This is a genomic window from Geothrix fermentans DSM 14018, assembly GCF_000428885.1.
Taxonomy (GTDB): domain Bacteria; phylum Acidobacteriota; class Holophagae; order Holophagales; family Holophagaceae; genus Geothrix; species Geothrix fermentans.
Window position 1 is genome coordinate 155,159 of the sequence record NZ_AUAU01000005.1, and the last position, 23,658, is coordinate 178,816.

General features: G+C 71.1%; 23 protein-coding genes. 12 read left to right on the plus strand and 11 right to left on the minus strand.

Features of this window, described 5'->3' with window-relative positions:
• The first annotated feature begins 90 nt into the window (after positions 1-90).
• Both G398_RS21770 and lepB read left to right on the plus strand, forming a co-directional pair.
• Entirely contained in the window at positions 91-441 is a 351-nt protein-coding gene (locus tag G398_RS21770) for a 6-pyruvoyl trahydropterin synthase family protein (RefSeq protein ID WP_026852157.1), read from the plus strand.
• Positions 438-869 carry a signal peptidase I gene (lepB, locus tag G398_RS0100730; RefSeq protein WP_026852158.1) on the plus strand — a complete coding sequence of 144 codons (432 nt, stop codon included), beginning with the start codon at positions 438-440 and terminating at the stop codon, positions 867-869. The genes G398_RS21770 and lepB overlap by 4 nt, the downstream gene beginning before the upstream one ends.
• Position 870: 1 nt before the next feature.
• Here the strand turns inward: lepB and G398_RS15215 are convergent, their stop codons facing one another.
• Positions 871-1,491: a DUF1579 domain-containing protein gene (locus G398_RS15215; protein ID WP_052571025.1), complete on the minus strand. Its 621-nt coding sequence runs from the start codon at positions 1,489-1,491 to the stop codon at positions 871-873.
• Positions 1,492-1,641: 150 nt separating this feature from the next.
• On the opposite strand from G398_RS15215, the gene murA reads away from it, so the two are divergent.
• From murA to G398_RS19010, 5 genes are all read left to right on the plus strand, one after another.
• Complete coding sequence (gene murA, locus G398_RS0100740) at positions 1,642-2,943, plus strand: UDP-N-acetylglucosamine 1-carboxyvinyltransferase (protein WP_026852159.1); 1,302 nt, start codon at positions 1,642-1,644, stop codon at positions 2,941-2,943.
• A 17-nt stretch (positions 2,944-2,960) separates the two neighbouring features.
• A complete protein-coding gene (locus G398_RS0100745) occupies positions 2,961-3,650 on the plus strand; it encodes a helix-turn-helix transcriptional regulator (RefSeq protein ID WP_026852160.1) in 690 nt (229 codons plus the stop codon).
• Positions 3,651-3,730: 80 nt separating this feature from the next.
• Positions 3,731-4,234, plus strand: coding sequence for a DinB family protein (locus G398_RS0100750; RefSeq protein ID WP_026852161.1), 504 nt, complete (start codon positions 3,731-3,733; stop codon positions 4,232-4,234).
• A gap of 313 nt (positions 4,235-4,547) precedes the next feature.
• A complete protein-coding gene (locus tag G398_RS0100755) occupies positions 4,548-5,495 on the plus strand; it encodes a ribose-phosphate diphosphokinase (protein ID WP_026852162.1) in 948 nt (315 codons plus the stop codon).
• Entirely contained in the window at positions 5,495-6,658 is a 1,164-nt protein-coding gene (locus tag G398_RS19010; protein ID WP_052571027.1) for a class I SAM-dependent methyltransferase, read from the plus strand. Before G398_RS0100755 ends, G398_RS19010 begins: the two co-directional genes overlap by 1 nt.
• A gap of 47 nt (positions 6,659-6,705) precedes the next feature.
• Here G398_RS19010 and G398_RS15225 read toward each other — a convergent pair whose 3' ends face one another.
• The 5 genes from G398_RS15225 to G398_RS0100780 form a co-directional block, all read right to left on the minus strand.
• Positions 6,706-9,780 carry an efflux RND transporter permease subunit gene (locus G398_RS15225; protein ID WP_052571030.1) on the minus strand — a complete coding sequence of 1,025 codons (3,075 nt, stop codon included), beginning with the start codon at positions 9,778-9,780 and terminating at the stop codon, positions 6,706-6,708.
• Complete coding sequence (locus G398_RS19015) at positions 9,770-10,930, minus strand: efflux RND transporter periplasmic adaptor subunit (RefSeq protein ID WP_052571032.1); 1,161 nt, start codon at positions 10,928-10,930, stop codon at positions 9,770-9,772. Before G398_RS19015 ends, G398_RS15225 begins: the two co-directional genes overlap by 11 nt.
• Positions 10,927-12,108 carry a TolC family protein gene (locus G398_RS21775; RefSeq protein ID WP_052571034.1) on the minus strand — a complete coding sequence of 394 codons (1,182 nt, stop codon included), beginning with the start codon at positions 12,106-12,108 and terminating at the stop codon, positions 10,927-10,929. The genes G398_RS19015 and G398_RS21775 overlap by 4 nt, the downstream gene beginning before the upstream one ends.
• Positions 12,109-12,178: 70 nt before the next feature.
• Complete coding sequence (locus tag G398_RS0100775; protein WP_157492225.1) at positions 12,179-12,499, minus strand: hypothetical protein; 321 nt, start codon at positions 12,497-12,499, stop codon at positions 12,179-12,181.
• Between the two features lie 69 nt (positions 12,500-12,568).
• A complete protein-coding gene (locus G398_RS0100780) occupies positions 12,569-14,260 on the minus strand; it encodes a DUF4382 domain-containing protein (protein WP_026852164.1) in 1,692 nt (563 codons plus the stop codon).
• A 136-nt stretch (positions 14,261-14,396) separates the two neighbouring features.
• Between G398_RS0100780 and G398_RS0100785 the strand changes: the two genes are divergently transcribed.
• Positions 14,397-15,011, plus strand: a complete 615-nt coding sequence (locus G398_RS0100785; RefSeq protein ID WP_026852165.1) for a hypothetical protein — start codon at positions 14,397-14,399, stop codon at positions 15,009-15,011.
• Here the strand turns inward: G398_RS0100785 and G398_RS15235 are convergent, their stop codons facing one another.
• Positions 15,012-15,788, minus strand: a complete 777-nt coding sequence (locus G398_RS15235; RefSeq protein ID WP_043482852.1) for an SHOCT domain-containing protein — start codon at positions 15,786-15,788, stop codon at positions 15,012-15,014.
• A gap of 78 nt (positions 15,789-15,866) precedes the next feature.
• Between G398_RS15235 and G398_RS0100795 the strand changes: the two genes are divergently transcribed.
• From G398_RS0100795 to G398_RS0100810, 4 genes are all read left to right on the plus strand, one after another.
• Entirely contained in the window at positions 15,867-16,544 is a 678-nt protein-coding gene (locus G398_RS0100795) for a response regulator (RefSeq protein ID WP_026852166.1), read from the plus strand.
• Positions 16,537-17,886 carry an ATP-binding protein gene (locus tag G398_RS0100800; protein ID WP_157492226.1) on the plus strand — a complete coding sequence of 450 codons (1,350 nt, stop codon included), beginning with the start codon at positions 16,537-16,539 and terminating at the stop codon, positions 17,884-17,886. The genes G398_RS0100795 and G398_RS0100800 overlap by 8 nt, the downstream gene beginning before the upstream one ends.
• Positions 17,887-17,994: 108 nt before the next feature.
• Positions 17,995-19,287, plus strand: a complete 1,293-nt coding sequence (locus G398_RS0100805) for a hypothetical protein (RefSeq protein ID WP_157492227.1) — start codon at positions 17,995-17,997, stop codon at positions 19,285-19,287.
• A gap of 124 nt (positions 19,288-19,411) precedes the next feature.
• Positions 19,412-20,470 (plus strand): helix-turn-helix transcriptional regulator, encoded by a 1,059-nt coding sequence (locus G398_RS0100810; protein WP_169720596.1) that lies wholly within the window; start codon positions 19,412-19,414, stop codon positions 20,468-20,470.
• A gap of 3 nt (positions 20,471-20,473) precedes the next feature.
• Here G398_RS0100810 and G398_RS20570 read toward each other — a convergent pair whose 3' ends face one another.
• From G398_RS20570 to G398_RS0100830, 4 genes are all read right to left on the minus strand, one after another.
• Positions 20,474-21,064 (minus strand): hypothetical protein, encoded by a 591-nt coding sequence (locus G398_RS20570; RefSeq protein ID WP_026852170.1) that lies wholly within the window; start codon positions 21,062-21,064, stop codon positions 20,474-20,476.
• Positions 21,065-21,129: 65 nt separating this feature from the next.
• Positions 21,130-21,723: a hypothetical protein gene (locus G398_RS19025; protein ID WP_052571036.1), complete on the minus strand. Its 594-nt coding sequence runs from the start codon at positions 21,721-21,723 to the stop codon at positions 21,130-21,132.
• A gap of 1 nt (position 21,724) precedes the next feature.
• The gene (locus G398_RS0100825; RefSeq protein WP_052571038.1) at positions 21,725-22,873 is read right to left on the minus strand and encodes a M48 family metallopeptidase; all 1,149 of its coding nucleotides are present in this window, start codon (positions 22,871-22,873) and stop codon (positions 21,725-21,727) included.
• A 3-nt stretch (positions 22,874-22,876) separates the two neighbouring features.
• On the minus strand, positions 22,877-23,611 hold the full coding sequence (locus G398_RS0100830; protein WP_157492228.1) for a hypothetical protein: 735 nt from the start codon (positions 23,609-23,611) through the stop codon (positions 22,877-22,879).
• Positions 23,612-23,658: the final 47 nt, after the last annotated feature.

Below are 23,658 nucleotides of genomic sequence, written 5' to 3' on the forward strand. Positions count from 1 at the left end.
CCGTTTATCAGGTATGCGGTCGAAGGCCCAGTGTAGCCGTGCCCATGACAAACTGAAGGCCCGACCTGGAGTCAGTTTCCGGAGCCCCCCTTGAGTCCCGTCCCCCTCGTCTTCGAAGCCGCCGTCACCCGCCCCCTGTCGGTGGTGTTCCGCGCCGGCGAAGCCTGGGAGGGCCATGACTACACGGTGGAGGTGGTGGCCGAGCGGCAGGGCCTGGACGGCTTCGACGTGGTGGTGGACTTCCGGGACCTGGAGGCCGCCCTGGACCGCAGCCTGGCGCCGCTCCAGGGAAAGCTCCTCTCGGACCTGGGCCTGGAGGGCCCCCTGGCCCTGGCCACGCGCCTGGCGGCCGAGCTGGCCCCCTTCGTGCCGCTGCCGGCGCGGCTCCGGGAGGTGGCCCTCACCGATGGGCGCGGGCGCCGGATGGCCGTCCGCCCTTGAGGCCCTGGATCCCCCTCGCGGCCCTGGCCCTGGCCCTCTCCCCCCTGGCGGTGGTCCACCCCGTCCGCATCTCGGGCCGCAGCATGGAACCGGCCCTCCACGACGGGGACCTGCGCTGGGCCCTGCGGGCCTGGGCCAGCCACACCCCCCGGCGGGGCGAGGTCTGGCTGGTGGAGGGGCCGCACGGCGCCTCGGTGAAGCGCGTGCTGGGCCTGCCGGGCGAGGCCGTCGAGTGGCGCGGCCCGGACCTGTGGATTGACGGGCGGCGCCTCAACGAGCCCTGGGTGGTCCACCCGGAGCGCGGAGGCGAGGGCCGGTCGGCCGCCATGGAGGGCTACCTGGTCCTGGGTGACAACCGGCCCGACAGCCAGGATGGGCGCACCTGGGGCCGCCTGCCGCGCGCAGCCCTAAGGGGCCGCATCCTCTGAACTATTTCTGCCGGGTGTAGGTGATCTCCATGGTCCGGACCTCCTTGCCGCCCCGGGTCTCGTACCACTCCATCACGTGGGAGTCGTCGCTCAGGACCTTCACGACCTGGCGGATCTTGACCTTCGTCCCGGGTTTTATGATGTCGTCCATGTCGCCCTTGTAGGTGAAGGTCCTGGCGGCCGGGTCGTAGGTGCCGGTCATGACCAGGATGGCGGTGCCCATGTTGTCCAGCCACGTGGCCGTGAAGTGCCGGGCCAGGTTGTCATAGCCCGTGAGGCCCAGTCCCTGGAAGGCCATGCCGCCGAAGGTGCCCTTGTACTGCCCCTGGATGAACCGCCCGTCCATCAGCGAGGTGTAGCTGGCCGTGCCGCTGGAGAGCTCGGGCGGAGCGCCGGGCTCCATCCACATCCTGGACGAGAAGGCCCAGTCGCCGGTGAGCGAGGCCAGGAGCTTGTGGTTCGGCCCTGGGGTGGCGGCCTTTTGCCAGGCCTCCATCATCGCCTGCTGCTCGGGGGTGGGGGCCTTCCCCTTCGCCTCCTGGGCCGCCAGGGACAGGGGCTGGGGCAGGGCCAGGATCAGGCCGCAGATCCATCCGCGGGAAACAAGGTGCCGTGAACGCATGATCGCCTCCAGACAAGGGACTCAGGTTCGAGCGGGAGCCAACCTACCACACCCACAAAACCGGCGGCAAAGCCAAGATTCATGCCGATTTTCAGGCCCGGCCGGGCCGGCCTCCGCCGGGTTGGGCTACGCTGGAGGGCTGGAGCTTCGATGGACCGACTGGTGATCCAAGGTGGACATCCCCTGCGGGGGCGCATCCGGGTGTCCGGGGCCAAGAACGCGGCCCTGCCCTGCCTGGCGGCGGCGCTCCTGACCTCCGATCCCCTGGTCCTGTCCAACCTTCCCGCCGTGGCGGACATCCGCACCATGGTGAAGGTGCTCCAGGCCCTGGGCACGGAAGCCGCCCTCGAGCCGGAGGGCGAGGGCTTCGAGCTGACGGCGAAGCTGGCCTGCGCCGGCAGCGAGGATCCCAAGGCCCCCTACGAGCTGGTGAAGACCATGCGGGCCTCCATCCTGGTGCTGGGGCCCCTCCTCGCGCGGTTCGGGAAGGCCACCGTGAGCCTGCCCGGCGGCTGCGCCATCGGCGCGCGGCCCGTGAACCTGCACCTGGAGGCCCTGGAGCGCATGGGCGCCGTGATGGAGATCAGCCACGGCTACATCCACGCCTCCGTGAAGGGCCGGCTCAAGGCCATCGACCACGCCTTCCCCAAGGTGAGCGTGGGCGCCACCGAGAACCTCCTCATGGCCGCGGCCCTGGCCGAAGGCACCACGGTGCTGCGCAACGCGGCCCAGGAGCCGGAGATCGGCGACCTCGCCCAGCTCCTCGTGAAGATGGGCGCCCAGATCGAGGGCATCGGGACCGGAACCCTCACGATCACCGGCGTCAAGCAGCTCCACGGCTGCGAGCACGCGGTCATCGCGGACCGCATCGAGGCGGGCACCTACCTCTGCGCCGTGGCCGCCGCCTGCGGCGACGTGGTGCTGGACCGCTGCGAGCCCGAGCACCTGCGCACCCTGCTGGACCTGCTGGAGCGATCGGGCTGCGTCATCACCGAGCGGGAGGGCCAGGACGGCCGCCAGCTCCGCATCCAGCGCGAGTGCGGCCAGAAGCTGCGCTCCAAGGACATCACCACCCTGCCCTACCCGGGCTTCCCCACGGACCTCCAGGCCCAGGTGATGGCCGTCATGACCCAGGCCTGCGGCATCAGCGTCATCAACGAAGGCATCTTCGAGAACCGCTTCCAGCACGCCATGGAGCTGGAGCGCCTGGGCGCCAACCTGCGCACGGACGGCCGCACGGCCATCGTCGCTGGCCCCGCGGAGCTGACGGGCTGCACGGTCATGGCCACGGACCTGCGGGCCAGCGCCGCCCTCGTCATCGCCGGCCTCGTGGCCAAGGGCGAGACCATCGTGGACCGCATCTACCACCTGGACCGCGGCTACGCGGGCCTGGAGAAGAAGCTCCAGGGCGTGGGCGCCCGCATCGAGCGCGTGGGCGGCGGCCGGGTCTAGGCCCAGCCTGGATCTCCTTGCGCCGCGCCGACCGCCTCTTCCAGATCGTGCAGCTGCTCCGGCGGGACCGCCTCAGCACCGCGGCGAAGTTGGCCCGGGAGCTGGGTGTCAGCGAGCGCACGCTCTACCGCGACATCGCCGACCTCATGGCCTCCGGCGTGCCCATCGAGAGCGAGGCGGGCGTCGGCTACAGCCTGCCCCGCCACTTCGACCTGCCGCCCTTCATGTTCAGCGCGGAGGAAGGCGAGGCCCTCCTTCTGGGGGCGCGCGTGGCGGCGGCCTGGGGCGATCCCTCGCTGCGGGAGGCGGCGGAGAGCCTCCTCCGGAAGGTGGAGGCCGTCCTGCCGCCCGGCCGGAGAACCTCGCTGTCGGACCTGCCGTTCCTCGTGCCGGACTTCCACGTCCCCCCGGAGACCGCCCGCTTCCTCGGGGCGCTCCGCCAGGGCCTCCGGGAAAGCCGGCGGGTCCGCCTCGCCTACGCCCGCGGGGACGGGACCGAATCCGAGCGGGTGGTGCAGCCCCTCGGCGTGATCTTCTGGGGCTACCGCTGGCACCTCGCGGCCTGGTGCGAGCTGCGCGAGGCCCTGCGGACCTTCCGCGTGGACCGGATCCAGTCCACGGAGCTGCTGGACCCCTTCGAGCCGGCGCCAGGGCGGAGCCTGGAGGACTACTTGGGAAAAATCAGAACGGAAAAGAACCAGATCTGAGGTTCGCTGTCGAAACACTCCTGCCACCAGGTTGTCAGGAGCCGGCGTCATCATGGTCCTCCACCACCCAAGGAGCCCCCATGGCCCTCGCCCAAGCCCTCCTCCCCGAGTTCGAGCACGAAATGGCCACCCTGCGCCGCGTGGTCGAGCGCATCCCCGCGGACCGGATGGACTACCGTCCGCACGCCAAGTCCTTCACCCTCCATGACCTGGCGAACCACCTGGTCACGATTCCCGGCTGGACCATCACCACCCTGAAGGAGACGGAGCTGGACTTCGGCCTGCCCGAGACCCGGGCGAAGCAGCCCAAGCCCAGCGCGACCACGGAGGGGCTTCTGCGCACCCTGGATACCTGCGTGGAAGGGGCGCTGAAGGCCCTGACCGAAGCCTCGGACGAGGACTTCCAGGTGGTCTGGACCCTCAAGAACGAGGGCCAGGTGCTCATGGCCATGCCGCGCATCGCGGTCTACCGCGGCTTCGTGATGAACCACCTCATCCACCACCGGGCCCAGGTGGCCGTCTACCTGCGCCTGCTCGACGTGCCGGTTCCTTCCATCTACGGCCCCAGCGCCGACGAGGCCTGAGCCCGGCCTCCGACAGGAAAGATTCACCACGGAGACACGGAACCCACGGAGGCGGCACGGAGGCCTCCGTGCATCTCCGTGATGGGCAGGCCGGAGGCCGCTTCCGGCCCAGCCGGAAGCCGCGGGAGGCGCCGGGTCCGGATCCTTCTCGGGGTATCCGGGCCCGGCGCCTCCCGTGTGCCCATGCTCCGCGCCTCCGTGGTGAACCTTCATATCATTTGGAGACAAACAGGTCGGAGCCGGACCCCGGCTCATCCCTGTGACGACCTCCACCCGGGCCCTCGGCTACACTTGGGGCGAGATCGGGGGATCCATGTTCGGCGAGATGAAGGTGTTTTCCGGGAGCAGCCACCCGGAGCTGGCGAAGGGCATCGCCACGCACATGGGCATGCCCCTGGGCAAGCTGAAGATCACCCGGTTCTCCAACGAGAACATCAAGGTGAAGGTCGAGGAGAACGTCCGCGAGTCGGACGTCTTCGTGATCCAGACCTCCTGCCCCCCCGTCAGCGACAACCTGATGGAGCTGCTCATCCTCATCGACGCCCTCAAGTTCGCGTCCGCGGCGCGCATCACGGCCGTGCTGCCCTACTTCCCCTACGCCCGCAGCGACAAGAAGGACGAGGCGCGCATCTCCATCACCGCCCGCCTGGTGGCCGACCTGCTGGAGACCGCCGGCGCGGACCGCGTGCTCACCATGACCCTGCACGCCCCGCAGATCCTGGGCTTCTTCCGCAAGCCCGCGGACCAGCTCCTGGCCACGCCCACCCTCACGAACTACTTCAAGACCAAGGACCTCTCCAACACCACGGTGGTGGCCACGGACGCCGGGGCCGCCAAGTTCGCCGGACACTTCGCCAAGCGCCTCTCCGTGCCCATGGCCATCATCGACAAGCGCCGCTTCGACGACTCCGAAAAGGCCCAGAGCGTGGCCCTCATCGGCGACGTGAAGGGCCGGGACGCCATCATCTACGACGACGAGATCGCCACGGGCGGCTCCATCAAGGAGGCGGCCCGCATCCTCCGCGAGTTCGGGGCCCGCACGGTCCGCGTGGGCGTCACCCACGGCGTCCTCTCCGGCAACGCGGTGGAAACCCTCAACTCCGCGAACCTGGATGAGCTGGTGATCACCGACAGCATCCCGGTCCCGCCCGACCGCGCCAAGGCCCTGCCCAACCTGCGGGTGCTCTCCACGGCCGCGCTGTTCGGCGACGCCATCCTCCGCATCCACGGGGGCCGCAGCATCAGCGAAATGATGGACTGATGGCGGCGCGCCTCGGCCCCATCGAGGCGCCGCCGGATTCCGGCCTGCTGGGGCCCCTCGGCCCGGAGATCTCCCCGCTCTTCACCCGCCCCTTCCTGGTGCTGCACCGGGCCTCGGAGTTGTACACCGCCCGCATCTGCCTGCTGCTGCTGTGCGATCTGGGCTGGGAGACCCGCCTGCGGGCCGGCGCCACCCTCGACGACCTCTGCACGGGCCTGCCGGACCAGGCCCGCCGGCCCCTCGCCTGGATGCTGCCCTTCCTCGCCGCCGAAAGCCTGCTGGCGGAGGAGGGCGGCACCTATACCCTCCGGGGCGAGCCCGATCTGGACCTGGCGGGCCTCCGCGAGGCCGTGGCCCTGGAGGCCCCTGGCCACGAGGCCAACTTCGACCTCCTCGACGGCGTGCGCTCCCACATCGGCCCCTTCTTCACCGAGGGGCGGGACGGCGACGGCCTGCTCTTCGACCTGGCCCTCTTCCCCCACTGGCTGGCCTACTTCCGCAACGGGAACCTGGTCTACTTCCCCAACAACCTGCTCACCCTGCTGGCCCTCCGCGAAGGCCTGCCTCAGGGGGCGCGGGTCCTGGAGCTGGGGGGCGGCGCCGGCTCCTTCGCCCAGCTGGTGGCCCAGCGGGGCGCCGAGGAAGGCTGGCTGGAGCGCATCGCCGAGTACCGCTTCACCGATGTGGCCCCCACCTTCCTCCGGCGTGCCCAGCGCGGCCTGGGGGCCGCGGCGCCGGGCCTTGCCCTCGCCTTCCAGGCCCTGGACCTGAACCGGCCCCTGGAGGCCCAGGGCATCGCGCCCGCCAGCCTCGACGCCATCGTGGGCATCAACGTGCTGCACGTGGCCCACGACCTGGAAGCCACCCTCCTGGACCTCCGGAGCCGCCTGCGGCCCGGGGGCCGCCTCGTCCTCGGCGAGTGCCTCAAGCCGGCCCTCGACACCCCGCTCTACATCGAGTTCTTCTTCACCTTCATCAAGGCCTTCACCGGCGTGAGGCTCGACCCCCGCTGGCGGCCCCGCCATGGCTTCCTCACGCCAGAAGCCTGGGACCGGGCCCTGGAGCATGCCGGGTTCCGCAACATCCAGCACGTCCCCCCGCCCCGCCCCCTCATGGACAACCAGCCCGCCTTCACGGTGGGCGCCATCAGCGCCTCTGCCTGACTCCGGAGAGGCGGCGCGGTTGCGTCGCCTCCCCGGAGCCCGTGGCATCACGCCTCCTTGGGCCTCCCCACCCACGCATAGAAGCTGGGCAGGGCCAGCAGGGTGAACAGGGTGCTGGTGAGAAGGCCGCCCACCATGACGAGGGCCAGGGGGCGCTCCAGCTCGCTGCCGCCGAAGCCCAGCAGCATGGGCATGAGGCCGAGGATGGCGCTCCCGGCGGTCATGAGCTTGGGCCGCACGCGTCCCAGGCTGGCCTCCATCAGCGCCTCGCGGAAGGGCAGGCCCTCGGCCACCAGGTGCTTGGCCTGGGTGATGAGCACCAGGCTGTTCTGCACCGCCACGCCAAAGAGCCCGATTATCCCCACGATGGAGCTGATGTTCCAGGTCTCCCCGGCCAGCCACAGGGCCAGGAGACCGCCGGCGAAGGCATCGGGCAGGGTCAGGACCACCACCAGCACCTCGCGCCAGCGGCCCAGGGCCAGGTAGAGCAGCCCCACCACCAGGACCAGGGCGGCCCCGATGGCGATCACCAGGCGCTGGTGGGTTTCGCGGGCCTCCTCGACCTTGCCGCCCAGCTTCACCACCGTGCCCCGGGGCAGGTCCAGGCCCTGGAGGGCCTTCTCGATCCGGTCCGCGGTGCCACCCAGGTCGCCCGTGGTGCGGACGTTCAGGGCCAGGCGCCGCTGGGCCGCCTCGCGGCGGATGAGGCTGGGCGTGCCGGCCTCCTCGAAGCGGGCCACCTGGCCCAGCTCCACCACCCGGCCACCCTCCAGCACCAGGGGCAGGCGCTTGAGGGTCTCGGGACTGGTGCGGCCGTCGTCGGGAAAGCGCACCACCCGCTCGATGCGCTGGGGGCCCTCGAAGCGTGGCGCGGCCTCCAGTCCCTGGAGGGCCGCCTTCAGCGTGGCGGCGATGAGGGGCCGGGGCACGTCCAGCCGGCGCAGCGCATCCTCGTCGGGCACCACGGTCCACTTGGGCAAAACGCCCGCCCCCTCGGGGGTGACGGAGGCCACGCCGGACACCTTGGCCAGCGCCTCCTGGAGGGCGGGGAGGCGGGGCTGGAGCGCGGCCAGATCCGGGTGGAAGAGCTTCACCTGGATGTCCGCGGGCGTGCCGCCGATGCCTTCGGAGATGCGCATCTGCATGGGGGTGGTCAGCTCCACCGGGTAGGGCAGCTCCTCCGCCAGCTCGGCCACGTCCTTCTGGACCTCGGGGGTCCGGCGGCTCCCGTCCAGCACCACCAGCACGTCGGAGAGCGTGTGGGGCATGGGATCCTCGGTCAGGTCCGACCGGCCCGTCCGGCGGTAGACCGAGGCCACGCCGGGGACCTTCACGAGCTTCTGCTCGAGCTGGGCATTGGCCTCGTCCACGGCCGCCAGGCTGGTCTCGGCGGGCAGGAGGCTGTTCAGGATCAGGGCCCCCTCGTCCAGCGCGGGCAGGAAGTTGCTCCCGAGGCGCAGGGCCAGCCAGAGGCTGGGGATGGTGAGGCCCAGGGCCAGGATCCGGACGAGGGCCCCATGGTCCATGGCCCACCGGAGGGCCGGCCGGTAGGCCCGCTTGAGGGCCTCCACCAGGCGCGGTTCCTCCAGCTCGGCGCCGGGCGGCAGGAAGCGCTCCACCAGGGCCGGCACCAGGGTGAAGCTCAGCACGAGGCTGATCGTCATGGCAGCGGCAATGGCCATGGCCAGGGGCGCATAGAGCCGCCCCGCGAGCCCGCCGATGGCCAGGAGCGGGATGAACACCGCCAGGATGACCAGCACGGCCGTGAGGATGGGCGCGCCCACCTCCGCGGCGGCCCGGGTGAGGGCCACGCGCCGGGGCTCCAGGTGCTCCCGGTGCTGGTGCAGGCGGTGCGCGAGGTTCTCCACCATGATGACGGCGGCATCCACCAGGAGGCCCACGGCGATGGCCAGGCCGCCCAGGGTCATGGCGTTGAGCCCGAGACCCGCGAGCCGGAGCGGCACCGCGGCCCCCAGGGTGGCCAGGGGCAGCACCGCGATCACCATGAGGGCGCCGCGCAGGTTGCCCAGCAGGGCCACGAGCACCAGGGCCACGAAAACCCCGCCCAGGAGCAGGGCCCAGGTCACGCCGTCCAGGGCGTGGGTGACGAGGGCCCCCTGGTCGTACATCAGCTCCAGCTCCATGCCCTCGGGCAGGCTCCGGCGCAGCTCGTCCAGGGCCCTGCGGGTCTCCCGGGCCACGGCCAGGGTCTCCGCCGTGGGCTGCTTCACCACCCGCAGGCTCACGTCCTCGTGGCCCTGGTGCCGCGCCAGACCGCGCCGGAAGGCGGCCCCTTCGCGCACCTCGGCCACGTCGCCCAGCAGGATGGCCCCGCGGGGCGTCTGGAGCCGGAGCCGCTTCACGGCCTCGGGGCGGGCGGCGAGGCTGCCCACGGTGATGAACCAGCCCTTGTCCTGGATCTCCATGACGCCGGCGGCGGTGTCCTGCTGGCTGCCCTCCAGGGCCTCGAGGACCTGCGCCAGGCTCACGCCCTGGAGGCGCATGCGCTCCGGCTGGACGACCACCTGGAGCTGGCGCTCCTCGCCCCCCAGGCGCTCCACGCGGGCCACGCCCGGCACGGCCTGGAGCCGCGGGATGAGCACCTGCTCGGCGTGATCCCGCAGCCGCATGGGATCGGTGGACGGGCCTTCCAGAACGATCTCCATGATCTCCTGGAGGCGGCCCGCGGCGCTGGACATCAGCGGCGCCCGGGTGCCCTCGGGGAAGGCCCCGGACAGGCCTGCGAGGCGCTCGGCCACGAGCTGGCGGGCCCGCCAGGGGTCGGTGCCGCCCTCGAAGGACACGATGGTCTGCACCACTTCCGCCTGCACGGTGCTCACCACGCGCTTCACGCCGGGCAGGCCGCCGAGGGCCTGCTCCACGGGCTGGGCCACGGTCAGCTCCAGCTCCGTGGCGGCCCGCCCGGGGCTCTGGATGAGCAGGTTGAGGCTGGGCAGGCTGAGGTCCGGGAAGAGGTCGCGCTTCAGCGTGGCGAAGCCGGCCACGCCGGCGGCGGCCCAGACGAGGGCCAGGGCGAACACCCAGCCCTTGCGGGGCAGTAGCCAATCGAACCAGCGGCGCAGGAGGCTCCGCTTCTGGAAGGGAGTCGTCTCAGTGGTCATGGGCCTCCCCTCCGCTCTTGCGCTTGATCTGGAGCGACTTCAGGAGGTAGGCGCCCTCGCCCGCCACGGTCTCGCCGGGCTTCACGCCCTCGAGCACCATGACATCCGTGCCGAGCTCCGGGCCGCGGCGCACGGGCCTGAACGCCGCCTCGTCGCCCTCCTTCACGAACACGCCCCAGGTGCCCTCCACCTGCTGCAGGGCGCTCTGGGGGAGCACCACGGTCTTCGCCAGGGGCACGTGGACCTCCACCGGCGAGCCGGGGATGGGCAGCCGCCCGCCCAGCAGGCGCAGCCGGTAGCCCAGGCGCCGCGTGTCGGCGGTCAGCGTCATGGGCGTGCCCTCCAGCCGGGCTTTCCAGCGCTGGCCGTCGGCCTTGCGGACCTCGGTCTCCATGCCAGGCCGCCAGTCCTGGGGCGCCGGCAGGGGCAGCTCCAGGCGGACGATGGCGGCGGCCCCGGCCTGGAAGGCCCCCAGCTCCTGGCCGGCCTCGACGCCTTGGCCCAGCTGGGCCTTGTAGGCAGTCACCGCGCCGGCCTTCGGGGCGCGGACGGTGAACACGGCGCCGGCGGCCTCCGGGGCCACGCCACGGGCCTCCAGGGCAAGGCGGGCAGCCTCCTCCTCGGCCCGGGCCGTGGCGGCGTCGCTACGGGCCGCCTCCAGCTCGCGGCGGGAACCGGCCTGGGCTTCGAAGAGCCGCTCCTCCCTGGCCAGCTCGGCCCCGGCACGGTCGCGGCGGCTGCGGGCCGCCAGCCAGTCGGCCTTGAGGCGGGCCAGCTCCGGGCTCTGGAGGGCCAGCAGACCGGTTCCCCGCGCCACGGACCGGCCCGGCGCCACGAGGATGGCCGAGACGATGCCCTTCACGGGACTGCTGAGCAGGGCCTGGGCGGACTCGTCCCCGATGGCCTCGGCGGGGTACCAGGCCCCCTCGGCCCGGGGCTCGGGCACCGTCAGGAAGCGGAGGCCGCGAACCTCCTTCAGGGGGATGCGGGCCTCCTCCTCGTGCCCCTGGGCTTCGTGGGCGTCATGGGCGTCATGGGCATCATGGGCGTCGTGGTGCCCCTCGCCGGCGGGAGGCGCGGCGCGGCGGCCGCAGCCCAGGGTTCCCACCAGGAGGAGGGCGAGCAGGGATGTGGAGAGGAGCTGGGTCATGGGGTCACCCCGGAGGTGAGGGCCTGGAGTTCGGCGGAGAGGAGGTGGGCGGCGTGGGCGCGGCGGTGGGAGGCCGCCTGGGCCTCCAGGAGCTGGCGGCGGATGGGCAGGGCCTCGGAGGGGCGTTCCCGCCCTTCGCTGAGGCGCAGCCCCACGGCCCGGAGGGAGGCGTCGAAGGCGGCGAAGGGGATGGGGGCGGCGAGGGGCAGCCGGGCCAGGGCCGACTGGAAGCGGGCGTCCAGGTCCAGCAGGGCGGACTCGGATTCCCGGGTGGCGGCCTGGAGGGCCGTCTCGGTCTCCCGGCGGAGGGCCTGGCCTTCGCCGGGCCGGGCGAAGCGGTAGGCCAGGCCCACCTTGCCGATGCGCTCCTCGCCCTCCCGGGCGTAGCTGCCCCGGAGGCTCCAGCGGCTGGCGGCCAGGGCCTCCTGGTGGCGCAGGGTCTGTCGATCGAGATCCAGGCGCCGCTGGAGGGCCTGCCGCAGGGCCCCGGCCTCGAAGCGGGCCTGGAGTCCCTCCGAGGCAGGCGCGGCGGGTTCGCCGGGGTCGCCAGGATCGCCCAGGGGCTGCGGAGCCGCCGGAACCTCTGCCAGGCTCCGGAGGCCGGCCCAGGCGATCAGGCGCTGCCGGTGGGCCTCCTCCAGGTCCGCCTGGGCGCGCAGGGCCTCGCCCTCCACCAGGCTCACCTGGAAGGCGGGATCGGCCCCGGCCTCCAGCCGGGCTCGGGCGGCCTGGAGCCAGGTCCGGACCGTGGCCAGGTCCGCCTGCCGGAGCTGAAGCAGGCGCTCGGCCAGCCATGCGTCCAGGTAGGCCTGGCGCAGGCGGAACCGGGCCTCCACACGGGCCGCCTCCCGCAGGGCGGGGTCCGCCTGCCCGAGGGCCGAGGCCAGGTCCCGCCGGACGGCCGGCGAGAGGAAGAGGGGCAGGTCCAGCTCCACGGACCGGTCCGTGGTGGCGGGGGCGCCGGGCTGGGTGCGGGGGCCGGCGGACAGGCCCAGGGCCGGGCCCTCCCGGAGCAGGCCCCGGGTGCCGCCCAGGGCCCGGTGGCGCTCGGCCAGGAGGGCTTCGGCGCGCAGCTGCTCAGGGCTCGTGCGGGCCCGCTGGAGGATGTCGTCATAGGAGAGGGGCGGCGCCTGCGCCATGAGCAGGCAGGGCAACGCCCCCAGGAGGAAGGCTCGCATGGGGACCTCGAAGGAAGGGGGGACGGCACGGCAGGCCGAGGCCCGGCCGCGCGTTCAGGCGCTCCATCCTTCAGGCCCGGGGTGGTTCCTTTTCCGGTTCGGGGCTGAGGCTCACGAGGTCGGCGGCCCGCTCCGCGAGGAAGCCGGGCGTCGGAAGGGGGTCGCCCGGCGGCGGCGCGGGAGCCTCCGGCATGGGGGCCGTGGCGCACCCGTCCGAGCAGAGCAGGTGGCAGATGGGGGGACAGGCCTCTTCGGCCCCTCCGTCCGTGCAGGGGTCGGCGCCCGCGGCGCCCAGGTAGAGCCCCACCAGGCAGAGCAGGAACACGGCCACCCAGCGCCTCAGGGGACGCAAGCCGCGCGCAGGGACGCGCCGGAGCCGTGGGTTCGCCATTCCCTCCAGACTACCTGGGATGCACGGAAAGCGGCGCCTCGCGGCGCCGCTTTCCGCGCAGAGGGCGGATCAGAATCCCGAGAACACCACCACCGCGTAGGCCGCGAAGGTGCCGTCGGGCTTGGGCACCACGGCCACGCGGGCCGGGGTGGCAGTCACGAGCTTGGTGGCCCAGGCGGTTGCGGCCACGGGGGCCACCGTGATCACGCCGTTCTGCTTCGAGACTTCCAGCACCAGGGGCTGCATGCCCACGGTGGCGTTCAGGGCCACGGTGACGGTCTGGCTGGCGGCGCTGGAGTTGACGAAAGTGAAGCCCAGCTGGCCGCCGTCGTACGAGGTGCTGATGGTCCCGGTGGGCAGGGCCACGGGCATGAAGATGGCGTTGTTCGCATCCCAGGCGCCGGTGGTCCCGTTCCACACCAGGTCGCTCATGCCCCGGGCCTGGAGGTCGCCCGTGGGGGTGCCCATCATGCCCGAGCCCATGCCGGAACATGCGGAGGCGAAGTCGCCCACGCTGGTGGAGTTCAGGCCGGGGAGGCCCACGTACCACCAGCTGAAGGCGCTGGCGTAGGCGTGGGTGCGGTCGCCGGTGAGATGCTGGTAGGTGAAGGAGCTGGTGGAGGCTGCGCTGATGCGGCCGCCGTCCACGGCCCGCTGGATGTTCACGGAGGCCGCGTGCATGGGCACAGCCAGGGGATCCTTGACCTGGACCTGCACCTTGAAGCCCGTCCACAGATTGGCGAGGGCCGCTGTTCCGGTGCCCAAGGCCTGGCTCATGTGGAAGGTGAAGGTGGTGTCCGCATCGATGGCGATGGTCCGGGGCGCGCCGCTGGCGGAGCTGACCGCCATGAGGCCATTGGCCTGGTCCACGCCGTAGACGTGGCCCTCCGGCGTCCAGCCCGGCAGGGCGCTGGCGCCATACCACACGCGCACGGCCCAGAGGCTGCCGTCGGGCTGCATGCGCAGGGACACCAGGGCGTACTTCCCGGCGGCCAGGCCCGCGAAGCTGCCGACGGTCCGGGTGTCGGCGTTGAAGAACCAGCTGCCGGCATCCGCGTTCACCGTGAGGTCGTTGCCGCCGTCTGTGTGCAGCACGAAGCTGGAGGCGCCCACGGAGGCGATGGTGCCCCGGCGGTGCCGGAACATCAGCTGGGCCACGCCGGTCATGCCGTTGAGGTTGGAGCGGTGCCTCACCTGGAGGTTCAGCACCCAGGTGCCGTCGGGCAGCTGCACCAGGAACAGGGGATGGTTCAAGTCGAAGTCGAGCTGCACCGCATTGCTGCCGTTGGCGGTCACCACGAAGTCCGAGCTGAGGTTCACGAGGACGCTGCTGCCGGCCACCTTCACCTGGCTGGAGGGCACCACAGTCCCATCGGCCTTCACCAGATTGAGGCTGGCGGGGTCGATGGTGATGCGCAGGGCGTCGTAGGTGCCTGCGGGGATCTGGGCCGAGGCCAGCAGCTCGCCCACGCTGTCCAGATCCACGAGGTTGATCTTGGCGCTGGCGCCCTGGAAGGCCACCACCTCCTTGGTGTGGTCGGCCTTGTTCAGGAACGCCACCTGGGTCACCACCACCTCGATGGCGGACCACTGGTCCGAGGGCGCATCCGTGAGGATGACGGCGGCCGTGCCCGTGGCGGGCGGCGGGGCGGAAGCGGCGGGCGAGGAGGACGAACCGCCGCCGCAGGCCAAGCCGAGGGCCAGCGCGGTGAGGCCCAGGGGCATCGCCAGCACGGAGAAGGTGCGCAGGGGGGAACGCATGGAAATCTCCAGGGAACGGAGCCGGGCTCCGGAGGGGGAATGGAAGGGAACACCCCTCTGACCCGGCGCGGCAGGAAAGAGTTGATCACGACATTTCCGTTTTGCGGTTCCAGGCCTCGTCTTGCGACACTTCTGCATGGCCCTTACCCTGCGGGACCTCATCATCCAGCGCGCGGCCAGGCTCCAGGGGCGCCCGGCCCTCACGACCCCGGACTGGGGGACGCTGGGCTACGGCCAGCTCCGGAACCGCGCCGAGGGCGTGGCCCTGGGCCTGCTGGCGGCGCCGGCCCCGCCTTCCATCCACAGCGCCACCGGGACGCCCTGGGACTGGGCTGCCGAGCTGGCCGCCGCCGCCGCGGGCCTGGCCTGGGAGGCGGATGGGCAGGTGGTACCGGCCGAGGTACTCGGCGGCCCGCGCTTCAACGCTGAGGAGGGCCGGGGCCCCTACCACGCCCGCGAGCAGATCGTCACCCCGGACACCCCCTTTCACGCGGGTCTGACCCAGGGCGAGCTGCTGCTCCGCCTGCGGCGCCTGAACGCGGTTCTGGGCTGGGACCACGACACCCGCGTGGACCTCCCCCTGGCCCGCCTGGGCGAACCGGCCCTCCGCGCCGCCCTCTGGAGCGCCCTGTACGCAGGCGTCCACACCGTACTCGAACCCGAGGCGCCGCCTGCCGGTGGATGGCTGGCCCGCTTCCGGAGCGCTCCGCCCGCCTGGGACCCCGAAATCTTCCTGGGGCTCTGGCGATGATCAGCGCCGGGAGACCCGCTCAACGGCCTGCCGGCGCAGGGTCTGGAACTCCTCCTCGGTGATCAGGCCCTCCTTGCGCAGGGCTTCCAGGCGCCGGAGGGCCACTTCCAAATCCGAGGTGATCGCCGCGGCAGACGCGGGGGCGACCGCGAGAACGGGCGGCGCGGCTGGCTTCAGCGGCGCCAGGGGCGCGGGCGGAAGGTCCTTGAGCAGCCGCTGGGCCAGCACCCGGCCCAGGACGCCGCACCAGGCCTGGTAACGCGCCTGGATGGATTCGGCACTCTCGCCCTCGATGAAGTGGTGAATTGCCGAGACGCATTCCCCGCTGCGCACGTCCGTGAGCTTCAGGTCGAAATAGAGGCCGGCCACGCCACCGAACATCCCCCCGACACCCTCGCTCCGGCAGTCCACCACGCGGCCCGTCAAGGCCAGGTCTCCCCCATTCATGGACAGGGATGCGCCCCCGTGGAACGCCTGGCCCAGGCCTTCCACCAGGGCGGGGACCAGGATGGGGTCGAGGCGCGCCAGGAAGGCCTTGTCCTTGTCAGACCGGGGTTTCACCAGCCAGGCGGGGGCCTCCCAGGCCCGGACGTGCAGGGTCCGCCCCTGGATCGAGAGGTCGGGCTGCGTCCAGAGGAAGTAGACCAGGGTGGACCGCTCGAAGCTGATGCCGGGACAGAACCAGGCCGGGTCCAGCCGGCCATGATCCAGCCTCGGAGACCCGGCGGTCAGGATCACGGGGAGGAGCCCGCAGATCAGGGGAAGTACGGGACGCATCGGCCCTCCGTGAGCCCCCCCGTCCGGGATGCGGGGTGGGACAGCCTGCTAATCTTACGGAATATATTGGAAACTACAATGAAGCTTCTGATCGTCGAAGATGACCCCCGGGCGGCGCAGGCGCTGGAGCGTAGCCTGCGCCAGCACTGTTTCCTGGTGGAATCCGCCCATGACGGCCTGGAAGGCCTGTCCATGGCCAAGCAGAAGCCCTTCGACTGCCTCATCCTCGACGTGATGCTGCCCGGCATGGACGGGTTCGCGCTGGTATCCGAGCTCCGCACCGCGGGCATCCAGACGCCGGTCCTCTTCCTCACGGCCCGGGATGCCCTGCCCGACCGGATCCGCGGCCTGGAAGTGGGCGGCGGGGACTACCTTGTGAAACCCTTCGCCTTCTCCGAGCTGCTCCTCCGGATCAACAACCTGCTCCAGCGCGGGGGCGAGTCCCCCACCAGGGACATCCTCATCGGGGACCTGTCCATCCACCGCTTCCAGCGCAAGGTCTACCGGAACGGCAAGCGGCTGGACCTCAGCACCCAGGAGTACGCGCTCCTGGACCTGCTGGCGCGCAACCGGGGCAACATCGTCACCCGGGCCCGCATCGCCGAGGAGCTGTGGGAGTTGGCTTTCGACGGCGACCCGAACCTGGTGGACGCGGCCATCCGTCGCCTCCGGCGCAAGGTGGACGACCCCTTCCCCGCCAAGCTCATCCACACCCGCCGGGGCGTGGGCTACATCCTCGAGTGCGAGGGTGCGTAGGATCCAGCGATCCCTGCTGGTCCGCCTGTCCCTGGGATTCGCGTTGACGCTGTCGGGACTGGTGGGCGCCACCGGTCTCTACCTCTACTCCTCCATCGAATACATCGTGTACACCCAGATCAACCGGGAGTTCATCAACACGGCCCGGCTGCTGTCCCACAAGCTCGACGACGATCGCCTGCCCCTCAACAAGGAGATCCTCGACGTCGGAGACCACTTCCTTGTCCGCGTGATGGACCACGATCACCGGGTGCTGATCGAGACCTACGGGATGGAGAAGAAATTCCCGCCCCAGACGCCGGACCAGGGGGACTGGATCTGGCTCAACGGCCCGGCGACGGCGGACCACTCCCCCCGTTCCCTGCTGATCCGCTACCACGGGGGCTCGATCCAGCTCTCCAGGGATCTCAAGACCGAGGAGGTCCTGCTCAGGCGGTTCTTCCAATCCATGCTCGCCCTCCTGGCCATCGCGCCCCTCGCGGGCGCGGCCTTCGGCTACTGGCTGGTCAAGCTGGGCCTGAAGCCCCTGCGCTACCTGGAGGACGAGGCCGAGAACCTGCGGCCGGGCAACCTGGGGATCCGCATCGACTCCCGCCGCCTGCCCACGGAGCTGGCCCCGCTCTCCCGCGCACTGAACCACAGCATCGCACGCCTGGAATCCGCCTTCGCGCGCCTCTCGGAGCTCAACAGCGATGTGGCCCATGAGCTGCGGACGCCGGTCCATTCGCTGCGCCTGGAGACGGAGAACATCCTCGCCACCGGGGGCCTCCCCGGGGTGGCGGAGGAGCAGCTGGCGGGCATGATGGACACCCTGGACCACATGGCGGCCCTCATCGAGCAGATGCTGTTCCTGGCCCGATCGGAGGACCCCGCGAACCAGATCGAGATGCTCCCCCTGGACGTGAGGGAACTGCTGGAGACCGTGCGGGAGCCTTTCCTCTCCCTGGCCGAGGAGAGCGGGATCTCGGTGGAGGTCTCGGCCCCTGCCGGGCTCTCGCTCCAGGGAAACGGCACCCTGCTCCGGCGCGCCCTCCACAACCTCCTGGCCAACGCCATCCGGCACTCCGGCCGGGACAGCACCGTGCGGCTGGAGGCCTACCGGGGTTCCGGAGGTCTGGTGCTGGCCGTGGAGGATCGGGGGGAGGGGATCCCCAAGCAATTCATGGCCCACCTGGGCCAGCGGTTCGTCCGCACCGATGCCTCCCGCAGCCGGAAGCGCGGCGGCGCCGGCCTGGGCCTGGCCATAGTGAACGGCATCGCCAAGTTGCATGGCGCCACGCTCCAAATCGAGAGCGAGGAGGGCGTGGGCACAGTGGCGAAGATCACATTCCCGACAACCTGACCAAACGATCAGGTTCATGTCATCCAGCGATCAGGATGGCGACTTAACTTACCCGTGGGTCAAGATCCAAACGACCACTAATGCGCCGACCGCGCGGGAGGTTCCATCATGAGATTGCTCCGTTACATCGCCCCCCTGCTGCTGGGCACCGTCCAGCTGCTGGCCGTCCCCGCCTGGAGCCGCCTGACGGGCTCCAGCTGCAACACCTGCCATGCCACTCCGACCTGGCAGCTCACCACCACGGGCCTCGAGTTCCTGAAGAACGGGCACCGCATGGAAGCCCTGAAGGTGGATCCCAAGGAGCAGAAGCTGGACAACTACCTCAGCTTCGTGTGGAAGGGCCGCGCCTACGGCGACACCCTGGACAGCCAGCGCACGGGCCTGGCCAACACCCAGAAGCCCGCCACCAACTTCGAGCAGCACAGCTTCTCCCTCTACACCGGCGGCGCCCTGTCCGACCGCTTCTCCTACTTCACCGAGCTCTACCTCAATGAGAACACCGGCAGCACCTCGGGTTCCAACGTGGTCCAGGGCGACGCCTCCCGCAAGAAGCTCGCGGAAGCCTTCATCCAATACAACCAGCCCATCAACCAGGACCTCTTCCTGTCGGTGCGCGCCGGCGAGATCCTGCCCGGCATCCTGCATGTGTTCGGCGTGGGCGCCCGCAGCGCCGAGCAGCGCGCCATCGTGCTGAACGACCAGCTGGCCGGCAGCACCAATACCTACCGCCCCTTCAGCCGCCAGCAGGGCCTGGACGCCACCCTCAACAGCGCCCACTCCGAAACCTCCTTCACCGTCGGTGTGGTGGACGGCTCCAGCACCTCCGTCACCAACTCCATCGACGCGGACAACCACAAGGACTGGTACGCCTCCTTCCTGTGGTCCTTCGACAAGAACCAGAGTGCCGTGGGCGTCTACCACTACGACGGCCAGTACTCCAACTACGCCACTGCCAACGACTTCAGCACAGCCCTCTCCTTCGACAACAAGTTCAAGAAGGACGGCATCCTGGCCCGCTTCATCCGCGACAAGTTCCGCCTCGTGGGCGCCTACTTCCTGGGCGAAGAGACCATGGCTCCCGGCACGCTCATCTACGGGGTTCCCACCAGCAAGACCAAGAACAAGGGCTTCTACGGCCTGGTGGACTACAACTTCACCGACAGCTTCGGCATCTACGGCCGCTATGACAGCCTGGACCCCAACAAGGACCTCTCCAACAACGAGACGTCCATGGTCATGCTCGGCCTGAACGGCATGCTCTACCAGAGCGACAAGAGCGGAGCCCGCTGGAACTTCGAGTACACCGAGAAGCAGTCCTACAACCACGGCAACATCACCACCATCGGAGCCGAGAAGTTCAAGGACAAGCGCTACTTCTTCCAGGTCACCTGGGGCTTCTAGTCCCACCCGGAGGATGGAGGGACGGCGCGGCGGCCTTCGCCGCGCCGTTTTCCTTTTCCGGGGAGGGGCCATCTTCATCTTGCTTCTGGACAATCCCTGGCCAATCCTGGACCGGGAGGTCCCCATGCCCCGTCCCTCATCCAGGAAGACGCCCGAATCCCCCCGCCCCGACGGCGGCAGCCTGGTGAAGCCCGAACGCCTCCAGGCTGTGCTGGAGGCCATCCGCGACGCGGGCGAGCGGGGCATCACCAAGGCCGCCCTGGTCCGCAAGCTGGGCGGCGTGGCCATGCGCACCGTGGACCGGGCCATCGCGCTGCTGGAGGAGCAGGGCGCGCGCTTCGGCAAGGCCCGCGAAGGCCGGCCCGCCGTCATCCACTTCACCCTGGAGAAGGCCCCGGAGTGGGACAGCAAGATCACACCCCACGCCCGCCTGGCCCTGGAGGTGGCCCTCATGGCCCTGGAGGGCACGGCCACGGAGATGTGGTACGACCACCTGGAGGGCCTGCGCGCCCTGGCCGACAGCCACCTCAGCACCCGGGACCGCAGCCTCTTCGACGTGCTCCAGTCCCACGTCTGCGTGCGGGGCGGCGCCGACGACCAGCAGGCCCTCGACACGAAGATGCTCTCCCAGGTGCTGCTGGCCCTGGGCCACTCCGAAGGGCCCCGCGAGCTGGAGCTGACCTACGCCGCCGCTTCCACGGGCCGCACCGGCACCCGCACCGTGGTGCCCTTCACCCTCACCCATGACGTGTTTTCCGGCGGCGCCTTCCTCCTGGCCTGGGACCCGGCCAAGCAGGAGCCCCGGCACTTCCGTCTGGCTCGCATCCTCGAGGCGAAGGCGCTGCCGAAGCGTGGCCTGATCCCGGACAAGCACCCCCTGGAGCGGGCCCGGGACCTCCAGATCGGCGGCTGGTTCAGCCCTGCCGAGCCCTTCCGGGTACAGGTGCGGGTGGGCGGCTCGAACTGGCCCCAGGCCCTGCTGGACGCGCCCCCCGCCCTGCCGAAGGTCGAGGTGCGCAAGGAGAAGGGCGGCGCCGTGCTGCTCAGCTTCATGGCCACGGACCTGTACGGCCCGGCCCGCTACATCCTCCAGCTCGGTGCGGACGCGGAGGTGCTGGAGCCTAAATCCCTCCGGGCCCACCTGGCCGCGACCCTGAAGGCCATGGCCGCGCGGTACCGGTAGTCCTCAGCCCTTGGAGCCGCCCCGCGTGTTGCTTTCAATGGCGCAGAGCAGACCCAGAAGCTCGGAAGCCAGGTAGCCGGCCAGGAGGCCCAGGGCGGCGCAGGCCAGGCCCGTCAGCAGCAGGGCCAGGCCCGCCGGGAAGGCATCGCCGCCGACGCCCGGCAGGAAGGCGCGCAGCTCCCCCAGATCGGGCCGGGCCTCTCCGGCACTGATCCAGATCATGAGGGCGCCGCCGGTGCCGACCACGGCCATGAGGCTGGCGTAGAGCTCGCCGCCCAGCCTCAGGAGCAGGCGGGAGAGCGGGATGATCACCTCGCCGGCGATCTGGGGCATGGCGGCCACGTCCTGGGCCCGCACCCAGCTGAGGTGGGCCGCGAGGTAGACCGCCAGGGCCAGCGCCACCTGGAAGACCAGCTGGCCGAAGATCGCCTGGCTGCTCGTGCCGCCGCCGCGCCACAGCTCGATGGAGATCCAGATCCCGGCCACGACGGTGGCGGCGGTCCACAGCCGCAGGAGCCAGGCGAAGACCTGCTTGAAGAAGCTGCCCTCGGAGATGAGGCGCAGCAGGGCCGGAACGATGAGGAACTTCGGCATGGCGCCTCCGGTCGGCTGGGGATCGATGGCTCCAGGCTCGGAGAGCCCCGGCGTTCCGTCAAGTCTCAGCCCTTCTCGCGCACATGTGCGGACTGGGCGAGGGCTTCGACGCGGGGCAGGTGCTTGGCGAAGTAGTGGATGCGGGGGGCCTCGAAGGCCACCAGGAACAGCTCGCCCCGGTGGATGGCGCCGTAGGCCACGCCGCGGGTGCGCACCTCGTCGCGCTTGCGCACGCGGCTGAACTCGAAGCGGAAGCCGTCCTCGTCCGCGAACCGCGCGGGAGCCAGCTTCTCCAGAGTGAACACGCTGCCGTCCTGGGTGGCGAAGGACTCGTAGAGCTCGACCACGTCCTGGGCCTGCATGTCCTTGCGGAAGCGGGGAATGGGCTTGTCCGCCGGCCGGTCCTTGACCACCACCAGAGACTCGCCTTCGGCGATGCCCGTGTGGAAGTGAAGCTGGTCCAGGGGCATGCCGTCCGAGGTCCAGACCTCGTGCTTGGGCTCCCGGGTGCCCTCCAGGCGGCTCCAGGCGCCGTCGTGGCGCACCGCCAGCCGCTCGCACACCACCACCTCGCCCTGCGCGAGACCCACCCAGGTGGCCGGCTTCGTGCATGCGGCCAGCAGCAGCAGGGCAACGGGAACCAGCACCTTCAGGTTCATCTCACTCCCCTTTCTTCAGATAGGAACGGATCATCTCGGCGTCGCCGGCCTCGGGGCGGGCCGCCAGGTAGCGGGCGTAGGCCTCGCGCATCTCCGGCAGCCGGCCGGCCTTGCGATGGAGCGAGCCCAGGGCCCGGTGCACCTCCGGCGGGGCGCCGGGCAGGGCCGCGGCCCTCTGGTAGGCCTCCTGGGCCCTGTCCGTGTCGCCTTCCGCGGCCCGCAGCCGGTAGGCCTCCCCCAGGAAGTAGCTCGCCTCGCCATCCTGGGGGTCCACCCTCGTGAGACGGCCCAGCAGGGCGAGGCTCTCCCCGAACTTGCGTCGCTTGAGCTCGTCCTCGAGCCAGGCGCGCCGCCAGGGGCCGATGGCCTGCCGCAGCGCCCCGGTGCGGGGATCCAGATCCTCCTTCCCCATGGCCCGAGCCGCGGCCTCCAGCTTGGCCTCGCGCTCCTTCTCCGGGGGATGGGTGGCGAAGAGCACGCTGCGCTTGGAGGCGTCGCCGGTCCAGTCCTTCTCCGCCTGGAGCTCCGCCAGGAGGTTGGCCCAGACCCTGGAGGCCTCCAGGGGCGGGTAGCCCGCGGCGGCCATCAGCTCCAGGCCCATGCGGTCCGCCGCGCGCTCGTGCTCGCGGCTGTAGGCGAAGGCGCCAGCCACCAGGCCCAGGGCGGCCAGGGTGCCGGCCACCGGGATGATCCCCACCATGTGGGCGAAGGCCGACCGCGACTTGGCATCGCGGAGGCTCTCCACGGAGTGGCGGGCCAGGTAGTGCCCGATCTCGTGGCCGATGACAGCGGCCAGCTGGGCCTCGTTCTCCGCCCGGAGCATCAGGCCCGTCCACACCTGCATCATGCCGTTGGGCGCCATGTTCGCGTTGAAGTAGGGCGAGCGCACCACGTAGGTGCGCACGTTCGGGCAGTGGCCCTGGGCCAGGCGGCAGGTGATGGCCTGGACGTAGGCCACGAGGGCGGCGTCCCGCATGAGGAAGGGGCTCTGGTGGAGGCGCTCCTCCTCCCGGTCCATGAGGGCCCAGAGGCCCCCCTCGTCGGACTTCGGATCGGGCCGCTGGATCCGGGCGGGCGGCGCCCAGCCCTCCCCCAGAAGGGCCGAGACGGCGCAGCAGCCGCAGGTTCCGATGAAGGTCCGGCGCTCCATGGGCTACCCCGGGAACGCCTTGAGCAGGTGGCCCAGGGTGGTCTTCGCCGGCTCCAGCTCGCGCACATCCCCCGTGGCCTTCACCATCTCGTTGAACCACAGGATGCGGCCCGTCTTCAGGTCCACCAGGGAGGCGTAACCCACCTGGGCGCCGCCGCCCACGCCCACGCCCAGGGCCGCGTAGAGCACCATGGTGGCCACCCGGCCGCCGGTGGCGTAGCTGTCGCGCAGGTAGAGGAACAGCGCGTAGTCGGCGGAAGTCTGCCTCCTGATCTCGGCCACCTCCTCGCCCAGGGACCAGTCGAGCTTTCCCGCCTTGCTGGGCAGCTTCCAGGTGCCGAAGTGGTGGAGGTCGATGGCCCGGGCCACGGCGGCATGGAGGTGGTTCAGCTCCGCCAGCAGCTCACCGTCCCCCGGGGGCGCGGGCACGAACCGCCCGCCCTGGCCCGCGCCGCGGAGCCGGAGGGCCTCCTTCAGGTTGGCCACGGCCTTGGCCGTCCACTCGGCGCGAGGCTCCAGCACCCCGCCCGCCGTCACCGCGTAGAGCTCCACATCCAGGGGCATCACCGCCACGGTGGCACCGCCAGGCAGGCCCGTGAAGCCCTCCGCGAGGTGGGACTGGGCGGCGAGCACGCCGGCAAGGCCCCAGGCGATGGCCAGAAGGAATGGACGCAGGCGGACCATGGAACACCCCCGGGGGGCTCGGAGCAGGTCGTAGGTGGGGATCGCTCCCTCCATGCTACGCCCGCACGCAAGCGGGGCCGGCTGAGCCGGCCCCGCTCGGG